Raw genomic sequence first — 19276 nt, 5'->3', positions numbered from 1 at the left:
TCCCGTGAAGGTGGAGCTGGAAGCCGACAAGTGCGTCGCCTCGGGGCAGTGCGTGGTCGCCGCCATGGACGTGTTCGACCAGGACGACGACGGCATCGCGGTCCTCCTGACGGAGGAGGTCGGCGACGACCGCCTCGACGACGTGAAGGAAGCCATCGCGGTCTGTCCGGCCGCCGCCATCCGGCTGGCCCGGCCGTGAGGCGGATCGTCGTCGTCGGAGCCTCGGCCGCCGGGCTCGCCGCGGCCGAGACACTGCGCCGCGAAGGACACGACGGGACGATCACCCTCATCGGCGACGAGCCCGAACCCCCCTACGACCGGCCCCCGTTGTCCAAGCAGATCCTGGCCGCGGAGTGGCAGCCCGACCGGCTCGCCCTGCGTGTTCCGGCCGACCTGGCCGCGCTCGACCTCGACCTGCGGCTCGGTGTCGCGGCGACGGGCCTCGACCTCGTCGCCCGCACGGTGCGGTTGGCCGACGGCTGCGAGGTGCCGTACGACGGACTGGTCATCGCCACCGGCGTGCGGCCGCGCCGGCTGCCCGGGGAGGGAGCCCACGTGCTGCGCACCCTCGACGACGCCCTCATGCTGCGGGAGCAGTTGAAGCCGGGCCTGCGACTGGTCGTGGTGGGCGCAGGGTTCCTCGGCGCGGAGGCCGCGGCGGTGGCCCGGCGTCTGGGCGCGCAGGTGACTCTCCTGGAACCCGCCGCCGTGCCACTGGCGCACGCGGTCGGCGTCGAGGTCGGGCAGATGCTGGCCCGTGCCCATGTCGACCAGGGCGTCGAACTGCGCTGTGGAGTCACCGTGACGGAGGTGACCGAGGACGGTGTGCGGCTCGCCGACGGAGAGGTCGTCGAGGCGGACGAGGTGCTCGTGGCCATCGGCTCGCTGCCCAACACCGAGTGGCTCGGCGGCAGCGGGCTCGCAGTGGGCGACGGCGTGGTGTGCGACGCGTACTGCGAGGCCGCGGAGAACGTGTACGCGGCCGGTGACGTGGCCCGTTGGTACAACCCGCTGTTCGGGGCGTCGATGCGGATCGAGCACCGTACCAACGCGGCCGAGCAGGGTATGGCCGCCGCCCGCAACCTGCTCGCCGCCCCGGAGGCGCGCAAGCCGTTCGCGCCGGTCCCCTACTTCTGGTCCGACCAGTACGACATGAAGGTCCAGGCGTACGGGTTCCTGCGCGGACACGACGAGGTCGCCGTCGTGGAGGGTGACGTGGCGGAACGCCGGTTCGTCGCCGTGTACCGCACGGGGGGCCGGGTCGGCGGTGCCCTCGCGGTGGGCATGCCGCCCAAGGCGATCCGCGGGTGGCGCCAGGCCGTCGTGACCGGCGCGGCCTGGCACGAGACCGTGCGGACCGACATCCCGGTGGTCGAGGCCTGAGTATCGCCGAGGGGGCGTCGACGGCCACGGCTGTCGGCGCCCCTTTCCGTGATCGTGGGAGAGGGCCCGTCGTCGTACGTCCGCAGTACCCGCGCTCAACATCCGCCGTAGATTACTTGAGTTACGCAACAAGATGGTAACCTGGTGAGTATGTCCTCACAGCCGCTCCCCGACGTCCCCGCGTCCCCGGACGTCACCGAGATCGAGCGGGCGCTCACCCGGATCACCTACCTGAGCACCCGTGCCCGTCAGCACGACCGGCTGATGGCGCTGGCCGAGGTGCCGCTGGACCGCGCCGCCGTGGCCCTGCTGCGGCAGGTCGCCGACACCGAGCCGATGCGTCCGGGGGAGCTGGCCAATCGCCTGGGAGTGGAGGCCTCCCACGTCACACGCACGGTCCAGCAGCTCCAGAAGTCGGGCTACGTCACCCGCGTCCCCGATCCCGAGGACCGGCGCGCCCAGCGCATCCAGCTCACCGGGACCGGCCAGGAGGCCATCGACCGCATCCGTGACGCCGGTGCCCGGGGCATGCAGCTGGCGCTGTCCGACTGGTCGCCCGAGGAACTGCGGCAGCTCGCCGGACTCTTCCACCGCATGGTCGACGACTTCCTCTCGCACGCCGTCGACGACAGCGAGGAGCCGACACCAGCCGGGACTGCCTGAGAGTCGGGTCGCAGGCGACCGACCTCGGCCAAGCCCCTTTCAGGCCGCCGGGGTCAGACGGCTCAGCCCGCCGGGAGGCGAGAGGCGCGCGTCGGCCGCGCGGATGGAGAGGCGGGTTCGCGTAGTCCCCTGAGCAGCAGGCCGCCCAGTGCAGGCGACCGACCTCGGCCAAGACCCTTTCAGGCCGCCGGGGCCAGACGGCTCAGCCCGCCGGGAGGCGAGGGGCGCGCGTCGGCCGCGCGGACGGAGCGGTGGGTTCGCGAAGTCCCCGCAGCAGCACGCCGCCCAGCGCCGGCAGGACCACCAGGGGGACGAGCGCGGTGCGCAGGGACGTGGTGTCGGCCAGTGCCCCCAGCGTCGGCGCAGCCAGTCCGCCGACGCTCACCGTCAGGCCCAGCGTGACCCCGCTCGCCGTGCCCACCCGCCGGGGCAGGTAGTCCTGACCGAGGGTGACGTGCAGAGAGAACGGCACATACAGGCCGGCCGAGGTCAGGGCGACGAACAGATACACCGCTGGACCCGGAACGAGCACCACTGCGGCCACGGCGAACACCGTCAGCATGTAGGCCCGCCGCACCACCGCGAGGCGCCCGTAGCGGTCGGCGAGCCGGCCCCCGGCGACCGTCCCCACGGCACCGCCCGCGTACAGCACACACAGCGCCGCCGTACCGGCCAGGTCCCCGCCGCCGGTGCGCTCACGGACGTACAGCGAGACGAAGGCGCTCAGCCCGACGAACACGACCGAGCGGCAGACCACCGCGCCCGAGAGCCGCAGGAACGACGGCCAGTCGTCGTCGCCGGTGCTGTTGAACGCAAGGTCCGCCGCCGGGTGTTCCCCCGAGGCGCGCATCGCGGCCGCGCACAGGGCCGCCCCCGCCACGGCCGGAACGGCCAGCAGGGGAGAGGCGGCCAGGCCGCCCGTGGCGATCACGGCGGCGACCAGCAGCGGAGCGAGGGCGAAACCGACGTTGCCGCCGAGTGAGAACCACCCCATCCCACGGTTGCCGGCGGGCGCGACGGCGCGGGCGGCCCTGGCGGCCTCCGGATGGTAGGCGGCGACCCCGATCCCGGTCACGGCGACCGCCGCCAGGGTGAGCGGGTAGGAGCCGAACACCCCGCTGAGCGCGACACCCGCACCGGCGGTCAGAGAGCTCAGCGGCAGCAGCCACGGCATCGCCCACCGGTCGGTGAGCGCGCCGAACAGGGGCTGGACGACCGACGACAGCAGGGACGCGGCAAGGACGACGCCCGACGCGGCGGCATAGGAGTAGGCACGCTCGGCGACGAAGAACGGCACCAGGGCGGCCACGGCCCCCTGATACACGTCCACGCAGGCGTGCCCCAGGGACATCAGCGTGAGGGAACGGTTCCTGGACACGAAACGAGCCTCGCGCGGACAGCGGCCGTCCCGCTTTCGATAATCTGCCCAGTCATGTCGAACATCCGCCACACGCCGATGGCGCCCACCCGCGCCCAGCACCTGGCCGCCGGAGAACGCATCGACGCCCACCGCCACGACGACCACCAGATCGTCTACGCCGGCTCCGGCGTTCTCGCGGTCACCACCGACGCCGGCACCTGGTTCGCGCCCGGCACCCGCGCGATCTGGGTCCCCGCCGGCACCGTCCACGCCCACCGCGCCCACGGTCACCTCGACCTGCATCTGGTCGGGCTGCCCGCCGACGACAACCCGCTCGGCCTGGACGCCCCCACCGTCCTGGCCGTGAGCCCGCTCCTGCGCGAGCTGATCCTCGCCCACACCCGCGATCCCGGCGACGGCAGTCCAGAACGCCAGCGCCTCCTCGCCGTACTGCGCGACCAACTGCGCGCCTCTCCGCAGCAGCCCCTGCGCCTGCCCACCCCGGCCGACCCGCGTCTGGTCGCGGTCTGCGCACTCGTCCACGCCGCTCCCGCCGACCCGCGCACCCTGGCCACCCTCGGCGCCGCCACCGGAGCCTCGCAGCGCACCCTCAGCCGCCTCTTCCGCTCCGAGTTCGGCATGACCTTCCCGCAGTGGCGCACCCAGTCACGCCTCTACCACGCCCTGCGCATGCTCGCCGACGACGTCCCGGTCACGACCGTCGCCCATCGCTGCGGCTGGTCGTCCGCGAGCGCCTTCATCGACGTGTTCCGCCGCTCCTTCGGCTACACCCCGGGCGCCCACAACCGCCGTTCCCCGGTAGTGCCTTCAGGACGGGGGCAGGCCCCTGTCCGACCTGTATGTACCGTCCAGTAATGTGCGCGGCAGCCCCCCGAAGGAGGAACCGTGTCACGGTCCCCACGCTCACCCCTGCTGCTCGCCGGCCTGCTGGCCACCGCGGGCGTCGCCCACTTCGCCTCACCGCGTTCCTTCGACGCGACCATCCCGCAGGCACTGCCGGGCAGGCCCCGGACCTGGACGTACGCCAGCGGCGCCGTGGAACTCGCGCTCGCCGGCGGTCTGGCGTTGCCGCGGACCAGGCGGACCGCCGCCCTGGCCACGGCCGCCTTCTTCGTGGGGGTGTTCCCCGCCAACGTCAAGATGGCCGTCGACTGGCGTCACCGCCCCGCGCCCCTGAAGGCGGCGGCCCTCGGACGGCTGCCGCTGCAACTCCCGCTCGTGCTGTGGGCACGCAGCATCGCTAAGAACACGGAGGGCCAGGCATGAGCAAGGCGATAGAGACCGGCGACACCATCGAGGACTTCGAGCTCCCGGACGAGACCGGCACCCACCGCCGCCTCTCCGAACTGCTCACCGACGGCCCGGTCGTGCTCTTCTTCTACCCCGCCGCCCTGACCGCCGGCTGCACCGCGGAGGCCTGCCACTTCCGTGACCTCGCCGCCGAGTTCGCCGCCGTCGGCGCACAGCCCGTGGGTATCAGCGGCGACACCGTCGAGCGCCAGCAGGAGTTCACCGGCCGCCACTCCCTCGGCATGCCCCTGCTGTCCGACGCCGACGGCGCCGTACGAGAGCTGTTCGGCGTCAAGCGCGGCTTCTCCCTCGCCCCCACCAAGCGGGTCACCTTCGTCATCGCCGAGGACCGCAAGGTACTGGACGTCGTCCGCAGCGAACTGCGCATGAACACCCACGCCGACCGCGCTCTCGACGCCCTGCGCGCCCACCGGAAGTGACGGGCGGGGGCCAGTTGCCCCGTTTCGGTTGATGCGGTCCGGCAAAGGGACCATCCTGGACCATATGGAGCACGTCTCCGCTACGGCGGTCACCGATGCCGCAGGCACTGTGACGGGGTGGAGCGAGGGTGCCCGGCGGCTGACGGGACACACGGCCGAGGAGGTCGTGGGGCGGGCGGCGCGGGAACTGCTCGCCGAGGACCCGCCGGGACCGGCCGTGGCGGCGCTGAAGGGCACCGTCGTACTGCGCCGCAGCGACGGGTCCCCGCTCACGCTCACCCTCGACGCGTGTCCCTTCCTGGGCGGCGACGGCACACCGGCCGGGTACGTGATCACCGCCCGGCCGCCCGGCGACGGCGAACCGACACTGGCCGGGAAGGCCTTCCAACAGGCATCCATGTCCATGTCGGTCTTCGACCCCCGGCAGAACTACCTGCGCCTCAACGACGCGGCCTGCCGGGGCATGGGGGTGCCGGAGGACGCGTTGCTGGGCCGCTACTTCCCGGACACCGTCGAGGACGCCGAGCACAGCCGGGGCTTCCTGGCCCATCTGCGCCAGGTGGCAGAGACGGGCATGCCGGTCCGCTACGAGAGCTTCACGGGAGCCCCTTCGAGCAACAGGGAGCACGCCTGGAGCTTCGACATGTGGCCCGTGCGTGACGACGACACCGGGGAGCTGACCGGGGTCGCCCTCGCGGGATTCGACAGCAGCGATCAGCACCGGGCCCGACAGCGACTGGCGCTGCTGAACGAGGCCGCGGCCAGCATCGGCTCCACCCTGGACGTGGTGCGCACGGCCGAGGAGCTCATCGAACTCATCGTCCCGCGGTACGCCGACTTCGCCAGCGTCGACCTTCTCCAATGGGTCCTCGGCGCCGACGAGCCGCCGACCGTGCTGGAGGGCGACATCGTCCTGCGCCGTGTCGCCCACGGCTCCGCCTTCGAAGGCACCCCGGAGGCCGCCGTCCACCTGGGCGAGACGGACATCTACCCGGCCTTCTCCCCGCCCGCACGGGCACTGCGACAGGGCCGGGCGGCCGTCAGCCAGGCCGGCGAGCCCGACTTCATGCGCTGGGTCGCCGAACGCAACGCCCGCGCCCCCGCCGGCCGCTCCTACCGCAAGGGCGTCCACTCCATGCTCGCGGTGCCGCTCAGGGCCCGGGGCACCACCCTGGGTGTCGTGGTCGCCGTCCGTATCGCGCATCCCGACGACTACGGCGGCGACGACGCCACGGTCGGCGAGGAACTCGCCAGCCGCGCCGCCGTCTGCATCGACAACGCCCGCCGCTTCGCCCGCGAGCGCACCACCGCCCTGGCCCTCCAGAACAGCCTCCTGCCGCGCAGCCTGCCCGGACAGGCGGCGGTCGAGGTCGCCCACCGCTATCTGCCCTGCGGCTCCCTGGCCGGCATCGGCGGCGACTGGTTCGACGTCATCCCGCTCTCCGGCAGCCGCGTCGCCCTCGTGGTCGGCGACGTCGTGGGCCACGGCATCCCCTCCTCGGCCACCATGGGCCGCCTGTGCACGGCCGTGCGCACCCTCGCCGACGTCGACCTGCCACCCGACGAACTCCTCACCCACCTCGACGACCTGGTCACCCATCTCGCATCAGCCGACCGCCCCGACCAGGGGGGCGAGGTCGCCGAACTCGGCGCCACCTGCCTCTACGCCGTCTACGACCCGGTCTCCCGCCTGCTCACCGCGGCCGCCGCCGGACATCCACCGCCCGCCGTCGTCATGCCCGACGGCACCGTGCGGCTCGTCCCCCTGAGCGCGGGACCCCCGCTCGGAGTCGGGGGCCTGCCCTTCGAGGCCACGGAAATCGAACTGCCCGAGGGCGCCGTCATCGCCCTCTACACCGACGGACTCATCGAGGACCGGGACCGCGACGTCGATCACGCCACCGACGAACTGTGCCGCGCGCTGACCGTGAGGACCGACACCCTCGACGACCTGTGCGACACGGTCCTGAAGGCCGTACTCCCCGAGGAGCCCGGCGACGACGTGGCCCTGCTGCTGGCCCGTACCCGAGCCCTCGGCGCCGACCGGGTCGCCACCTGGGACGTCGAGCCGGACCCCGCGCACGTCGCCGCCACCCGGCAGGCCGCCACCGAGCAACTCGCCGTCTGGGGACTGGAGGAGGCCTCCTTCGTCACCGAACTCGTCGTCAGCGAACTCGTCACCAACGCCATCCGCTACGGCGAACCGCCCATCAGACTCCGGCTGATCCGTGATCGCACCCTCATCTGCGAGGTCTCCGACGGCAGTTCCACCTCACCCCACCTGCGGCGCGCCCACGCCTTCGACGAGGGCGGCCGCGGGCTGCTGCTGGTCGCCCAGCTCACCCAGCGGTGGGGGAGCCGGCAGACCGACAGCGGCAAGACGATCTGGGCGGAACAGTCGCTGGAACCACCGGAGTTCTGAGCACCGCGGTCACTGGAAGGAGCAGCCGGGGTTCGGCACGTCCTCCGAGTACGGCGAGCCGTGCGGCAGGACGTACAGCACCTCCAGGACCAACGGCGTGTCTCCCTCGTTGCGGCCGAGGTGGACGTCGCCCGGGCCACCCGGCTCACGCACGACCGTGCCCTGCGGATAGACGCCGTCACTGGCGCAGTCGGCGTGGTAGTGGCTGAGCGTTCCCTGCTTGACGTATCCGTAGACGGGGCCGTCGTGGTAGTGCCAGCCGGTTGCCTGACCCGGCGGAACGGTGATCTCCCTGAGGACGTAGTCGGTGTCGCCCACGGTCTTCAGAGCGATCAGCGTGCCGACCACACCGGGGCCGGGCGGGGTCGCCTGGGCGGTGCCGCCGGTGAGGACGGAAGCGGTGAGGACCGCGCCGGACACAGCGGTACGGAGGGCGATGCGCATACGGATGGTCTCCTGGCTCGAGTGCGTGAGTGCTGACGTGTCGCAGTGGACGTCAGAGTGAACATAGAGGCAGGGAAGGGGAGTTGGGGCCGAATTCGGTGGACCGCGCGTGTCCCGGTCGCCCAAGATGTCGAGGCCGGGCGGCGATGACATCGCCACCCGCCGCGGACGTGACACCCTCCGGCAGCGGCGTCCACCATGGAGGGATGGCACGACTCAAGGACATCGTCTTCGACTGTGCTCGCCCCGCGGCCACGGCCCGCTTCTGGGCCGCCGCCCTGGACGACTACGCCGTCGCCCCCTACGACGCCACGGAACTCGCCCGCCTGCGCTCCCTCGGGATCAGCAGCACCGAGGACGACCCGACCGTGCTGGTCGAGTCGGCGGACGGCGGACCTCGGATGTGGTTCCAACTCGTGCCGGAAGGCAAGAGCGTGAAGAACCGTGTGCACCTGGACCTGCTCACCGCGGACCCGGAGGCGGAGATCGGGCGCCTCACCGCCCTCGGCGCGATGGTCGGTGCCCGGCATCCGCACCACATCGTCCTGACCGATCCCGAGGGAAACGAGTTCTGTCTGGTCCCGACGGACGGATGACCGCGGGGGCTCGAAACCCCTCCCGGGGATCAGAACTCCCCGTGCACCTCCGGATCGCCGCCCGGACGCCGGTGCACCCCGGTCACCCATCGCCGCCACCTCCGCCTCGGTCAGCTCGAAGCCGAAGACGTCGAGGTGCGCGCGTTGGCGGTCCCGGTTGCCGGACTTCGGGATGGGCAGGGCGCCGAGCTGGATGTGCCGGCGCAGGATCGCCTGGCCGGGTGTGACACCGTGCGCCGTGGCGACAGCGGCCACGGCCGGGTCGTTCAGGAGGTCACCGTGCGAGGGCGTGGGCCGTGCCGCCCTCCGCGGCCAGCGCGGCGGCGATCCTTTGGTGGGCCTGTCGACGGTCCTCGTCCGACAGGGGTGGCAGGAGCTCCTCCCAGACCGACAGGAAGGTTCCCCGCAGCTGCGTCAGCCCGGCCGGCCGGGCGAGCAGCCAGAAGTGGAGGTGGGCGGCTCCGTCGCCCCAGCGGTTGACGTGGACGCGAGCGACGCCGTCGAGGGCGAGCACCGCCCGTTCCGCCCGCTGGAGGCGGGGGCCGAGTTCGGCCGCACGCTCGGCGGGCAGGTCGGTCAGGTCGTAGTGGCCGCGCGGCTGCAGTATGACGACCGCCGGCAGCCGGGACTCGGTGCCGACCGCGTCCAGTCGCCAGTGGTCGTCCGCCCACAGTGCCTCCTCCACCGGCTTGTTGCAGGTGCGGCAGCTGTCCGGGCCGTCCTCGCCCTGGCGCCCGGGCTCGGGGAGGACGGGTGGCTGGATCCGCTTGACCCGGAAGTCCCCTTCGAAGGGGAAGGTGTCCCAGTCCGTCACCGAGTCGGCCGGCAGGGGCAGCCGTTCGCCGGTCTGCAGGCGCCGAACGAAGGCGCTGGGTTCGTGGGGAGTTGAGGAAGCGGTCACGATGGGCAGTCAAGCATGGGTGACGCGCCCCGCGGGGAGGGGACCGTCACTCCTGGACAGACACAGGCGCGGCGATCGACGGAGCAGCCATGACGACGGACAAGGGCACGGCGAAGCGGGACGCGGGCATCGAGGTGAACCCGGTCGCCGGGCACATCGGAGCGGAGATCACCGGGGTCGACCTGGCCGACGACCTGGACGACTCGGTGGTCGCCGCGATCCGGGCCGCTGTGCTGCGCTGGAAGGTGGTGTTCTTCCGCGGGCAGAAGCTGGACCACACCGGGCACGTGGCCTTCGCCCGCCGGTTCGGTGAGCCGATCGTGCTGCGCAAGCGCGGCGGCGCCTCGCCCGTGGACTTCCCGGAGGTCGAGACGACCGCCGACCGGCTGGAACTGGGCGGGAAGTTCGGCATGGAGCACGAGGAGTGGCTGCAACGCCGACGGCACACCCTGCTGCGCGGCTGGCACTGCGACCACGGCGCCCGCGTCGACCCGCCGGCCGCGACGATCCTGCGCGCCGAGACCGTACCGCCGTACGGCGGGGACACCACCTGGTCCAACCTCGCGGCCGCCTACGCCGGACTGTCCGGTGCGGTGCGGGAGTTCATCGACGGCCTGCGCGTGGAGCACCGGCTCGGTGTGGGCTACCAGCCCCGGCCCGGTGACGACGCCTATGTCCGGCACCTCCTGGACCACCAGGTCGCCTCGCTGCACCCGCTGGTGCGCGTCCACCCCGAGACGGGGGAGCGGATCCTCTTCGTCAACGGCTACTACGTCGAGCAGATCGCCGACCTCTCCCGTGCCGAGAGCCGGGCGATCCTCGACATGCTCCTCGAACAGGCGGTACGGCCCGAGTACACGGTCCGCTTCCGCTGGGAGCCGGACAGCGTGGCCTTCTGGGACAACCGGGCCACCATTCATCTGGCCCCCGGCGACAACGCCCACCTCGGCTTCCCCAGGATCATGCACCGGGTGATGCTGGCGGGTGACGTCCCGGTGGGGGCGGACGGCAAGCCGTCGGAGCCGATCACGGGGACCGAGGTGGGGCGCTGGTGACCCGGCAGGGCCGGGGCGCCGTGCGGGGAACCGGCCGGGTCGGATCCCCCTGGGGAAGACGCTCCGGGAGTCCCGTGGGTGCCGGGGGCAGCTGAGGCCGATCCGGTTCGCCCGCCCATCTGGTTCCGATCGTCGGGCCGGGAAGCCGCGCCCCCCGGCCCGTCGAGTCAGGCGGCGGGCTGCCAGCCCAGCGCCGGCCCCAGCCTCGTCGCGATGTCGGTGAGGATCTGCACATAGTCCTCGTGCTCGAAGGAGAACGGCAGCGCGAACGCCACCTCGTCCACCTCACGGAACGCGGCGTGCGCGCGCAGCTGTTCGGCGATCTCCGCAGAGGTGCCGACGATGTCCGGTGCGAACATCAGCCGCGCCGGACCCTGCGGGGAAGCGGTACGAGGGGTGCGCTTCGCCGCGTACTCCTCGTACTTCGTACGCTGCTGCGGCGACGCCGAGTCGGTGGGGATGACGACGAGCCCCTGGGACACGCGGGCGTCCTCGCCGTCCGGGTGGGCGGCGCGGAAGGCGCGGATGTGCGAGTGCTGGATCCCGGCGAAGTCGTACGGCCCGTCGGCGGCCTCCGCCTTGACGACGCTGCTGGTCAGGAAGTTCATGCCATGCTCACCGGCCCAGCGTGCCGAGCCCAGACTGCCGCCGCCGTACCACAGACGTCGGCCGAGACCGGGGGAGTGCGGCTGCACCCGGTCGGAGAAGACCTCGAACCCCTGCATTCCGCTGAAGTCGCTGGCCGGCTTGCCGCGTACGAGGTCCAGCAGTCGCCGCACCCGCTCGTAGGAGAAGTCCTCGGCGTCGGCCGTGTCCGGGTACAGCGCTTCCTTGACCCCGTCGAAGTGCATCGGTGGGCCCACACTCACCCCCGGATTCACCCTGCCGCCGGACAGGATGTCCACGGTCGCCAGGTCCTCGGCCAGTCGCAGCGGGTTCTCCCAGCCGAGCGGGATGACCGCGGTGCCGAGCTCGATGCGGCTGGTGCGCTGCGAGGCCGCCGCCATGACGGCGACGGGGGACGAGATGCCGTACTGGAGATGGCGGTGGCGCAGCCACGCGCTGTCGAAGCCCAGCCGCTCGCCCAGTTCGATGATCTCCAGGGTGGATTCGTGGCCGCGCCGCGGATCCGCCTCGTCGAACAGGCCGATGGTCAGGAAGCCCAGCTTGCGCAGGGGGCGTGAGGTCGGCGGCACGGGTTCCTCCGTGGGTGCTTGATGCATCAAGTAGTACGAGGGTGCCAACCCGCCCGCGACCTGTGGTGTTCCCGTTTCGAGGGGCCGTCGGGGCCGGATCAGGCCAGCGGAATGGTCACCTCGTCCTCGACCGGCGGGTCGAGCTCCTGGGCGAGGTTGCCGGTGGCGGCGAAACAGCGCAGACGCACCGCCTCCGGGGTGACGTCCAGCCGGAGGAAGCACTTGAAGAACGGCGGACTGTAGGTCGCCGAGCTCGGCGAGAACAGCTGTGTGTAGATCTTGCGCACCGGGAGCCGGAACCGTGAGGTGCGGTCCGGCCGGCCGCCGGCGCCCAGGAGACTGGCCACCAGGCGGGTGCGGAACGTCACGCGCGCCGCCTCGCCCGGATTGCGGGTCGGCGGGATGCCGAGGCGCTCGGCGATCACCGCGGTGGCCTCGGCCTCGGCGAGGGTGAAGAAGCGGCGCAGGTGCAGCCTGCGCCCGTAGAGCCTGCTGTAGAAGGCCAGGGAGTCGCCGCGCAGCGGGTAGCAGCGGAAGTCCTTCTCGGTGACGTCCGCGATCGAGACGTGCGGGATGGTGTGGGTGGCGTGCATGAACGCCCCGCCGCCGCCCGAGACGACGTACTGGATGGTCCGGCCGTCCACGTCGACCGGGTAGCGCTGGTAGTTGTGGATGTCGCCGCCTATCGACGCGACGAAGTGGTGCTCGGGGTCGCGGACGATGTCGTCGACCGTGCCGCCTCCCTCGATGGCGCAGGGGTGGTGTTCGCCGTCCACGTAGAGGGGCGATCCCGTGATGAGGATCTTGGGGCGAGGTCCCCGGGAGACCTCGCGCAGCCATGCGCCCTGTTCGGCGTCGATGGTTCCGAGCAGCCCTGTGTCTATGCCGATGATGCGCAGCGGGCCCGCGTCCACAGCCCAGTACGGGCCCGGCTGGGCGGCCTGTTGGGCCGGAGCCGCACGCAACTTGCGGGCGCCATCGAGGTGTTGGCCGTCGTCGGTGCGCGGACGGTGCCAGAACAGGGAGCGCAGCCAGGCGCGGGTGAGGGGGCGCGGGCCGGGTTCGGGTGCGAGGGGCGACGTGGCGTCGCAGAAGACGCGCATGAACGCGCCGAGGTCCTCGTACCAGTCGTGGTTGCCGGGTATCGCGTAGATCGGCGCCGGATAGTCCTGGTACGGCCGGTAGAACTTGGTGTCGTAGTCGTCCGCGCTTCCCACCGGGTAGATCACGTCACTGGCGACGACGGCGAACCGGGTGTCCTGACTGATCCTCAGAAACCCGGGCACGACCGCGTACTGGGGGTCGTCGCCCTCCCCGGTGTCGCCGATGACCATGAACGAGAACCGCTCCGGGTCCTCGCGCCGGATCACCTTGTCGGCGGGTGCGCCGGCCGCGGCGCGCTGGGCCACCCAGCGGTTCCGGGTACGGCCCGTGGGGTCCCCGAACCAGGAGGCGACCACGCCGTTGCGGGCGGCCCACAGCGTCTTCGGGTTCAGCCACGAGATCTTCTCGACCTCGGTCGGCATCAGCCGCTTGTACTCGCCGAGTCGGGCGGAGCCCCAGCCGGCGCCTTCGGCGGTATCGCGTGAGGAGTCAGACACCGGTGCACCGTAACAACGATCTAGAACCGGCCGGGAAGGGGGAGGGCCGCTGGGCACCGTCCCTCCCGGAAATCACCGGATCTGTGGGGACTTCCGGGGGATTCCCTGACCTGTGCGGGGCGCGGCCCACTGCGGATCCTGCGGGGCGTGTGCGGAGCCGACCCGGTCCTGCTGGTCCTCGAAGAGGGATTCGGGCCGCGGCACGGTACGCGCCGGTGAGGCGGACTGTCGGTTCCAGTCACCGTCGCCGAGCACCAGCAGCGGGTCGAACATCACGACCACCCCGGCCAGCACGAGGAAGATCACCGGCCCCACGAGCATCGGCAGCAGCAGGGAGGAGGGCGAGTCGCCCGCCCACGAGCCGCCGGTCCTGCCGTGTACATGGACGCTGACCGCGGCCATTCCGGTGTAGTGCATCCCGGAGACGGCGACACCCATGATCAGGCTGGCCCCGAGGCTGGTCAGGAAACCGCGGATCGAGACGGCGGCCCACAGTGCCGCGCTCGCCGCGACGATCGCGATCACCACGGAGAGCGCGACGACGTAAGGGTCGTACTGGATCGTCCCGTTGAGATGCAGTGCCGCCATGCCCAGGTAGTGCATGGCCGCCACGCCGAGCCCGGTGATCACGCCCGCGATGGACAGGTTCAGGGCGCTGGCGCCGCGGTAGCCGACGATGAACACGCCGATGCCCACCACGACGATCGACACGGCGAGACTGAGCACCGTGAGCCCGGCGTCGTAACGGATCCGGGTCTGCACGACCTGGAAGCCGATCATGGCGATGAAGTGCATCGTCCAGATGCCGCAGCCGATCGAGGCCGCGCCGAGCGCCAGCCAACCCCCCTTCCATGACTGGTTGCCGGGCAGGCTGCGCACGATGCAGCGCAGCCCCAGAGCCCCTCCCAGACATGCCATCAGATAGGCGGCGACCGGGGTCACCACCCCGTAGCGAAACCCGTCGACAGTGCCTTCCATAAGCCAACTCCCCCCAGAGTCTTGGCCGGTTGTGATGGAAGAGTTACGGCTGGGGATCAGGTAAATCAAGCCACTACCGCAGGTAACCGCAGAACTCGCGAGCAGCGAGGTTGAACTTTAGTCACTGGAAGGCGAGTTCCGGCCAAGAGGGCCCCTGGAGCTCGCGGATGTGGAAGAGTAGAGCGATTTTCAACAATCGGAGGCCCTCGCTGGACCTGCCGGGATCCAGAAAAAGGGTTGTCGGCCCGTCGCCGTTCCTGAACGATCCCAGCTCGTGACGACACTCATCGAGCACCCCGTCTCCGCCGGCCCCCGCCCACTCGCACTGATCACCGGCGTGGGCCGCACCGTCGGCATCGGAGCCGCCATCGCCGAGCGGCTCGCGGCCTCAGGGTGGGACATCGCCTTCACCTACTTCAACCCGTACGACGCCCGCATGACGTGGGGCGCCGAAGCCGGCGCGACCGAGGCGATCGCCGGGCTCCTGTCCGAGCAGGGCGCGGCCACCACCGCGATCGAGGCGGACCTCGCCGACCCCGACACTCCGGCCCGGGTCTTCGATGAGGCGGAGCGGCGCCTCGGCCCCGTCACCGCGCTCGTCATGAGCCACTGCGAGTCCGTCGACTCCGGTCTGCTCGACACCACCGTCGAGAGCTTCGACCGGCACTTCGCCGTCAACGCGCGCGCAACCTGGCTGCTGATCCGCGAGTTCGGCCGCCGCTTCACCGCGGAACGGGGCACCGGCCGGATCATCAGCCTCACCAGCGACCACACCGTGGGCAATCTGCCGTACGGGGCGAGCAAGGGCGCCATGGACCGCATCACCCTGGCCGCCGCACACGAACTCGCCCACCTCGGCGTGACCGCCAACGCCGTCAACCCCGGCCCCGTCGACACCGGTTGGATGTCCGAGGAGACCAGGGCGCACTGTCTCGACGCCACTCCGCTCGGCCGCCTCGGAACCCCGCAGGACACGGCCCACCTCGTGGACTTCCTGTGCTCACCGCAAGGGCAGTGGATCAACGGGCAACTGCTCAAGAGCAACGGCGGATCGGCCTGAACCCTGTGGCCCCGGCGAGGTCGGCCGGTCCACCCGCGTGCCGTGCCGTGCCGTCGCGTCACGCGGGGAACTCGGCCGGCACGGTCATCACATCCGTTGCGCGGGTGTCGTACGTGAGGAGGCCCCGCGGCGTCGCGGAACCCCTCGCCGGGATGCGAGCGAGGGGACGCCCTCCACCTCCTCGGCCTGCGCCCGCGCCGGCACCTGGCGAACGTCCGGCCTAGAGCGCCACCACCCGCCCGCTGCGACCTTGCAGGCGGACCGAGGCCAGGGTCGCGCAGACCACTGCTACGCCGATGAGCGTGCCGCAGGCCGTCGCCGAGGTACCGGCGTCGCCTGCGAGCGCGGCGCGCAGGCCGTGTGCGGCCCAGTAGCCGGGGGATGCGGGGGCCACGTCCGCGACCCAGGCAGGCAGCACGCTGAGCGGGACGAGCGCCCCGCCGACGCTGCTGAGGAGCATGCCGCCGATGTCGTAGGCGGCCGAGAGCTCGCCCATGCTGCGGACCACGACGCCCAGCAGCGCCCCGAGGCCGAGCAGCGCACAGCTCCAGCTGAGCAGGACGCCCAGCAGCAGGAACGGATGCGGAACGCGCAGCCCGAACACCCACGCCCCGAAGGCGACGATCACGAGTTGCTGGGCGAGCAGGGCGGTGAGGACGGGGACGGCCTTGCCGAGCAGCAGCTCCGCCGGATGCAGCGTCGTGCCGCGCAGTCGGTCCCAGGTGTGGCCGAGCCGTTCGGTGAGGATCGCGTTTCCGGAGATGCTGAGCGCGAGCAGCGAGAAGGTGACCAGCGTGCCGACGACCGCCTGTTCGGTACCGGCCACGCGGCCCTGCGCGGACAGGTAGAGCGGGCGCAGCAGGGTCATGAAGACCAGCGGCAGGATCATCCGGCTCAGCAGCGGGCCGGGTTCGCGCAGCATCAACAGCGCGTTGTGGCGTACGAGGACGCCGAGGCGGGTCGCGGACTCACGCGGCGGCATCACGGGCCTCCATGCTCTCGGTCGCTGCGTTGTCGACCACTGCGGATTCGAGGGATCGGTAGAGGTCGTCCAGGTCCGCACGGCGCACATCGACCGAGGCGGGCGTGCGGCCCGAGTGGAGGAGGGCCGCCAGGTCGGCACCGGGATCCGTCGTCGGTATCCGCAGGTCGGGCTCGGCCGGGTCGGCGAAGGAAACCCTGAGCTCGCCGGGCAGATTTCGGGTGAGCTCCTCCTGGGTGCCGCGCGCGATGACCCGACCGGCCCGGGCGAGCGCCAACGTGGCATCCAGGTCCACGAGTTCGGGCAGATAGTGGGTGGTGTAGACGACGGCGGCGCCGGCCTCGGCGCGGGATCTCACGGCGGCCAGCAGGGCCGAGCGGGTCTCCGGATCGGCCCCGGCGGTCGGCTCGTCCAGCAACAGGAGCGGTGGCGAGCCGACCATCGCCGTGGCCGCCTGGACCCGACGGCGCTGCCCGCCGGACAGGACTCCCACGGGCCGGTCCGCGAGGGCCGACAGATGAAGCTCCTCCAGGACCTGTGTGATCGCGGCGTCCCGCTGCTGCCCGCGCAGTCCCGCCAGCCCGGCGAACAGCCGCAGGTTGTCCCGCACCGGGACGCTGCCGTACAGGGCGGGCTCCTGCGGCGCCACTCCGACGAGCCGCCGCGCGGCCCGCCCGGACCGCAGCGCGTCGTACGCCCCGATGCGGATCCGGCCCGCGTCGGGCCGCACGAGACCGGTGACGATCTCGACGAAGGTCGTCTTCCCGGCCCCGTTGTGGCCGATCAGACCCACGATCTCGCAGGGCTCGACCGTCAGGTCGAAGCCGTCGAGTGCGCGATGTCGGCCATAGGACTTCACCAACCCGTTCGCGACGAGCATCCGTTCCCGCCCCCCTCTTGTCTACGGTGTATACGTCTACACTGTAGACCCATGAGTGGCAGGCGGGAAGAGATCCTGGACGCGGCACTGGCCATCGCCGACGAGCGCGGCCTGGAAGCGGTGTCGATGCGCGCACTGGCCGACCGCGTCGGCGTCACGCCGATGGCGCTGTACCGGCACGTCAAGGACAAGGCGGCGTTGCTGGACGGCATGGTCGGTCGCCTGCTGTCGGCGTTGCTGCCGTCGGACCCGTCGCAGGAGCGAACCTGGGACGAACAGCTCAGCACCCTCGCGCACGCCTGCAGACAGGTGGCCCAACGTCACCCCTGGGCGGCGCACCTGCTCTTCTCACGCCCCGCCGTCACGCCGGACGCCGTGCGCGCGGTGGACATCATCTACCTGGCCCTGATCGAGGCCGGGGTCCCGGAACCGGAAGTGCCCCGCCTGGAGCGGCTGATCAGCACCTTCGTCATCGGCTTCGCCGCCTCCGAGGCATCGGGCCGCTTCACCCCCGGCGCCCTCGATCCGCGCGACCGCCGCGGTCAGCTTAAGGACAGCGAACTACCCGGCCACAGCAGGCTCGGGCCGTATCTGGATCTTCCCGTCGACCTCACCGCCGAGTTCGAGGCCGACCTGGCCGACATCCTGCGACTGGTGGTGGGAGCGGCGCGGGGGGAGGAGTAGTCGGGGGAGGGGCGAGGTGGCGGCCGTGCCGCGGGTGGGACCGCTCGGCCTCATGCGGCCGAGCGGGTGCGGACGGGCGTGCGGCGGCCCGATCCCTTCGGATCCGATGCCTCTGTGGCCCGGTGGACCCCCTGGGCCCCGATGGCCCGGGTGAGAAGTCATGGCGACGTTCCATGGCTGTTTCACCCGGGTCCGACGGGGCCGCTGGGAGAGGGCCGGGGCGCCTCTCCGTCAGGGCTTCCGGGCGAGTCCGCCGTGCTCGGCGACGACCTCCGGGGTGGACGAACCAGGCTCCGGGCGCCATTGCGTGACCGGGACGACGCCGGGCTCCACGAGTTCCAGGCCGTCGAAGTACCGGGTGATCTGGTCGACCGTGCGCAGGATGTACGGGGCGGCGCCACTCTTGTTGTAGGCGTCCTGGGCCTGTTCGAAGACCGGGTCGATGCCGAGCGAACCGTCGTCGACGCACAGGTAGCTGCCCGACGGCAAGGCTTCCATCAGCCGGTTGGCGATCGAGCGGGCCTGATCGTGGTCGGCGACATGGCCCAGGATGTTGTTGAGGACGAGGGCGACCGGGCGGCCGAAGTCCAGCGTCTCGGCGGCGGCCGCGAGGATGCGGTCCGCATCCGTCGCGTCGGCGTCGATGTAGGCGGTCGCACCCTCGGGGGTGGAGTAGAGCAGGGCGCGCGCGTGGGCCAGGACCATCGGGTCGTTGTCGACGTAGACGATCCGGGCCTCGGGGGCGATCCCCTGGGCGACCTCGTGGGTGTTCTGGGCGGTCGGAAGGCCGGTGCCGACGTCCAGGAACTGCCGGATTCCCGCCTCGGAGACCAAATAGGTGATGGTGCGGCGCAGAAAGGCGCGGCTGCCGCGGGCGATGGTGACGATGCCGGGGAAGACGTCGGTGTAGGCGTCGCCGGCCGCCTCGTCCACGGGGTAGTTGTCCTTGCCGCCGAGCCAGTAGTTCCAGATCCTGGCCGAATGCGGCACCGAGGTGTCGATCTTCGGATGTTCCGCTGGTCCGGGTGTCGTCACCGAGTCGGTCATGAGTTTCGTCCTTCAGCCGGGCGCCGGTTGGTCATGGCTCAACCTACGTCCCAACGCCCGTTGCCCGCCCACCGGTTCGCGCTATCCCATCGGGCGGAGTCTTCGCTTCCGTGCGACGACGGCCTCGCCCCGTCCGGCCCGGCGCCGACATGGTCCCGGACTGAGGCCCGTGACGACTGCAGCCCGTGACCACCCAGGCTCTCAACGATCGACGCTCCAACGACCCAGGCTCACGGCGGACAGTGTTGCGGGCTGCCGTCGTGGGCTGCCGTC

At 71.6% G+C, this 19276-nt stretch carries 20 protein-coding genes and 1 pseudogene; 11 read left to right on the top strand and 10 right to left on the bottom strand.

Features of this window, described 5'->3' with window-relative positions; genetic code table 11:
- Nucleotides 1-4 precede the first annotated feature (4 nt).
- The 3 genes from OHT57_RS03490 (at nucleotide 5) to OHT57_RS03480 (ending at nucleotide 2046) form a co-directional block, all read left to right on the top strand.
- Nucleotides 5-199: a ferredoxin gene (locus OHT57_RS03490; protein ID WP_328744396.1), complete on the top strand. Its 195-nt coding sequence runs from the start codon at nucleotides 5-7 to the stop codon at nucleotides 197-199.
- A complete protein-coding gene (locus OHT57_RS03485) occupies nucleotides 196-1383 on the top strand; it encodes an NAD(P)/FAD-dependent oxidoreductase (protein ID WP_328744395.1) in 1188 nt (395 codons plus the stop codon). The genes OHT57_RS03490 and OHT57_RS03485 overlap by 4 nt, the downstream gene beginning before the upstream one ends.
- A gap of 150 nt (nucleotides 1384-1533) precedes the next feature.
- Nucleotides 1534-2046, top strand: coding sequence for a MarR family winged helix-turn-helix transcriptional regulator (locus OHT57_RS03480; RefSeq protein ID WP_328744394.1), 513 nt, complete (start codon nucleotides 1534-1536; stop codon nucleotides 2044-2046).
- 202 nt (nucleotides 2047-2248) lie between these two features.
- Here OHT57_RS03480 and OHT57_RS03475 read toward each other — a convergent pair whose 3' ends face one another.
- Nucleotides 2249-3397 (bottom strand): MFS transporter, encoded by a 1149-nt coding sequence (locus tag OHT57_RS03475; RefSeq protein WP_328753107.1) that lies wholly within the window; start codon nucleotides 3395-3397, stop codon nucleotides 2249-2251.
- 81 nt (nucleotides 3398-3478) lie between these two features.
- Between OHT57_RS03475 and OHT57_RS03470 the strand changes: the two genes are divergently transcribed.
- The 4 genes from OHT57_RS03470 to OHT57_RS03455 all read left to right on the top strand — a co-directional run bounded on the left by OHT57_RS03470 (nucleotide 3479) and on the right by OHT57_RS03455 (nucleotide 7579).
- A complete protein-coding gene (locus OHT57_RS03470; protein WP_328744393.1) occupies nucleotides 3479-4282 on the top strand; it encodes an AraC family transcriptional regulator in 804 nt (267 codons plus the stop codon).
- 30 nt (nucleotides 4283-4312) lie between these two features.
- A complete protein-coding gene (locus tag OHT57_RS03465) occupies nucleotides 4313-4693 on the top strand; it encodes a DoxX family protein (RefSeq protein ID WP_328744392.1) in 381 nt (126 codons plus the stop codon).
- Nucleotides 4690-5157, top strand: coding sequence for a peroxiredoxin (locus OHT57_RS03460; protein WP_328744391.1), 468 nt, complete (start codon nucleotides 4690-4692; stop codon nucleotides 5155-5157). Before OHT57_RS03465 ends, OHT57_RS03460 begins: the two co-directional genes overlap by 4 nt.
- Before the next feature lie 64 nt (nucleotides 5158-5221).
- Nucleotides 5222-7579, top strand: a complete 2358-nt coding sequence (locus OHT57_RS03455; RefSeq protein WP_328744389.1) for a SpoIIE family protein phosphatase — start codon at nucleotides 5222-5224, stop codon at nucleotides 7577-7579.
- A 9-nt stretch (nucleotides 7580-7588) separates the two neighbouring features.
- Here OHT57_RS03455 and OHT57_RS03450 read toward each other — a convergent pair whose 3' ends face one another.
- Nucleotides 7589-8023: a cupin domain-containing protein gene (locus OHT57_RS03450; protein ID WP_328744388.1), complete on the bottom strand. Its 435-nt coding sequence runs from the start codon at nucleotides 8021-8023 to the stop codon at nucleotides 7589-7591.
- A gap of 206 nt (nucleotides 8024-8229) precedes the next feature.
- Here OHT57_RS03450 and OHT57_RS03445 point away from each other — a divergent pair, with 206 nt between their 5' ends.
- Nucleotides 8230-8619: a VOC family protein gene (locus tag OHT57_RS03445; protein ID WP_328744387.1), complete on the top strand. Its 390-nt coding sequence runs from the start codon at nucleotides 8230-8232 to the stop codon at nucleotides 8617-8619.
- Between the two features lie 29 nt (nucleotides 8620-8648).
- On the opposite strand, the pseudogene OHT57_RS03440 reads toward OHT57_RS03445, so the two are convergent.
- Together OHT57_RS03440 and OHT57_RS03435 are read right to left on the bottom strand one after the other, a co-directional pair.
- Nucleotides 8649-8898 (bottom strand): annotated as a pseudogene (locus OHT57_RS03440) (aldo/keto reductase); the annotation flags it as partial.
- Nucleotides 8894-9520, bottom strand: a complete 627-nt coding sequence (locus tag OHT57_RS03435) for a hypothetical protein (protein WP_328744386.1) — start codon at nucleotides 9518-9520, stop codon at nucleotides 8894-8896. The pseudogene OHT57_RS03440 and the gene OHT57_RS03435, both read right to left, overlap by 5 nt.
- A gap of 89 nt (nucleotides 9521-9609) precedes the next feature.
- Between OHT57_RS03435 and OHT57_RS03430 the strand changes: the two genes are divergently transcribed.
- Entirely contained in the window at nucleotides 9610-10575 is a 966-nt protein-coding gene (locus OHT57_RS03430; protein ID WP_328744385.1) for a TauD/TfdA dioxygenase family protein, read from the top strand.
- Nucleotides 10576-10742: 167 nt separating this feature from the next.
- Here the strand turns inward: OHT57_RS03430 and OHT57_RS03425 are convergent, their stop codons facing one another.
- The 3 genes from OHT57_RS03425 to OHT57_RS03415 all read right to left on the bottom strand — a co-directional run bounded on the left by OHT57_RS03425 (nucleotide 10743) and on the right by OHT57_RS03415 (nucleotide 14350).
- Nucleotides 10743-11771 carry an LLM class flavin-dependent oxidoreductase gene (locus OHT57_RS03425; RefSeq protein WP_328744384.1) on the bottom strand — a complete coding sequence of 343 codons (1029 nt, stop codon included), beginning with the start codon at nucleotides 11769-11771 and terminating at the stop codon, nucleotides 10743-10745.
- Between the two features lie 98 nt (nucleotides 11772-11869).
- On the bottom strand, nucleotides 11870-13372 hold the full coding sequence (locus OHT57_RS03420) for a metallophosphoesterase family protein (RefSeq protein ID WP_328744383.1): 1503 nt from the start codon (nucleotides 13370-13372) through the stop codon (nucleotides 11870-11872).
- A 72-nt stretch (nucleotides 13373-13444) separates the two neighbouring features.
- Entirely contained in the window at nucleotides 13445-14350 is a 906-nt protein-coding gene (locus tag OHT57_RS03415; RefSeq protein ID WP_328744382.1) for an MHYT domain-containing protein, read from the bottom strand.
- A 274-nt stretch (nucleotides 14351-14624) separates the two neighbouring features.
- Between OHT57_RS03415 and OHT57_RS03410 the strand changes: the two genes are divergently transcribed.
- The gene (locus OHT57_RS03410) at nucleotides 14625-15410 is read left to right on the top strand and encodes an SDR family oxidoreductase (RefSeq protein WP_328744381.1); all 786 of its coding nucleotides are present in this window, start codon (nucleotides 14625-14627) and stop codon (nucleotides 15408-15410) included.
- A gap of 220 nt (nucleotides 15411-15630) precedes the next feature.
- Here the strand turns inward: OHT57_RS03410 and OHT57_RS03405 are convergent, their stop codons facing one another.
- The gene (locus OHT57_RS03405; protein WP_328744380.1) at nucleotides 15631-16392 is read right to left on the bottom strand and encodes an ABC transporter permease; all 762 of its coding nucleotides are present in this window, start codon (nucleotides 16390-16392) and stop codon (nucleotides 15631-15633) included.
- On the bottom strand, nucleotides 16379-17272 hold the full coding sequence (locus OHT57_RS03400) for an ABC transporter ATP-binding protein (protein WP_328744379.1): 894 nt from the start codon (nucleotides 17270-17272) through the stop codon (nucleotides 16379-16381). The genes OHT57_RS03405 and OHT57_RS03400 overlap by 14 nt, the downstream gene beginning before the upstream one ends.
- A 51-nt stretch (nucleotides 17273-17323) precedes the next feature.
- Between OHT57_RS03400 and OHT57_RS03395 the strand changes: the two genes are divergently transcribed.
- Nucleotides 17324-17956 carry a TetR/AcrR family transcriptional regulator gene (locus tag OHT57_RS03395; RefSeq protein WP_328744378.1) on the top strand — a complete coding sequence of 211 codons (633 nt, stop codon included), beginning with the start codon at nucleotides 17324-17326 and terminating at the stop codon, nucleotides 17954-17956.
- 231 nt (nucleotides 17957-18187) lie between these two features.
- Here OHT57_RS03395 and OHT57_RS03390 read toward each other — a convergent pair whose 3' ends face one another.
- Complete coding sequence (locus OHT57_RS03390) at nucleotides 18188-19003, bottom strand: SAM-dependent methyltransferase (RefSeq protein WP_328744377.1); 816 nt, start codon at nucleotides 19001-19003, stop codon at nucleotides 18188-18190.
- Nucleotides 19004-19276: the final 273 nt, after the last annotated feature.

The organism is Streptomyces sp. NBC_00285 (genome assembly GCF_036174265.1).
Classification (GTDB): Bacteria; Actinomycetota; Actinomycetes; order Streptomycetales; family Streptomycetaceae; genus Streptomyces.
This window is presented reverse-complemented; position numbering and strand designations above follow the sequence as displayed.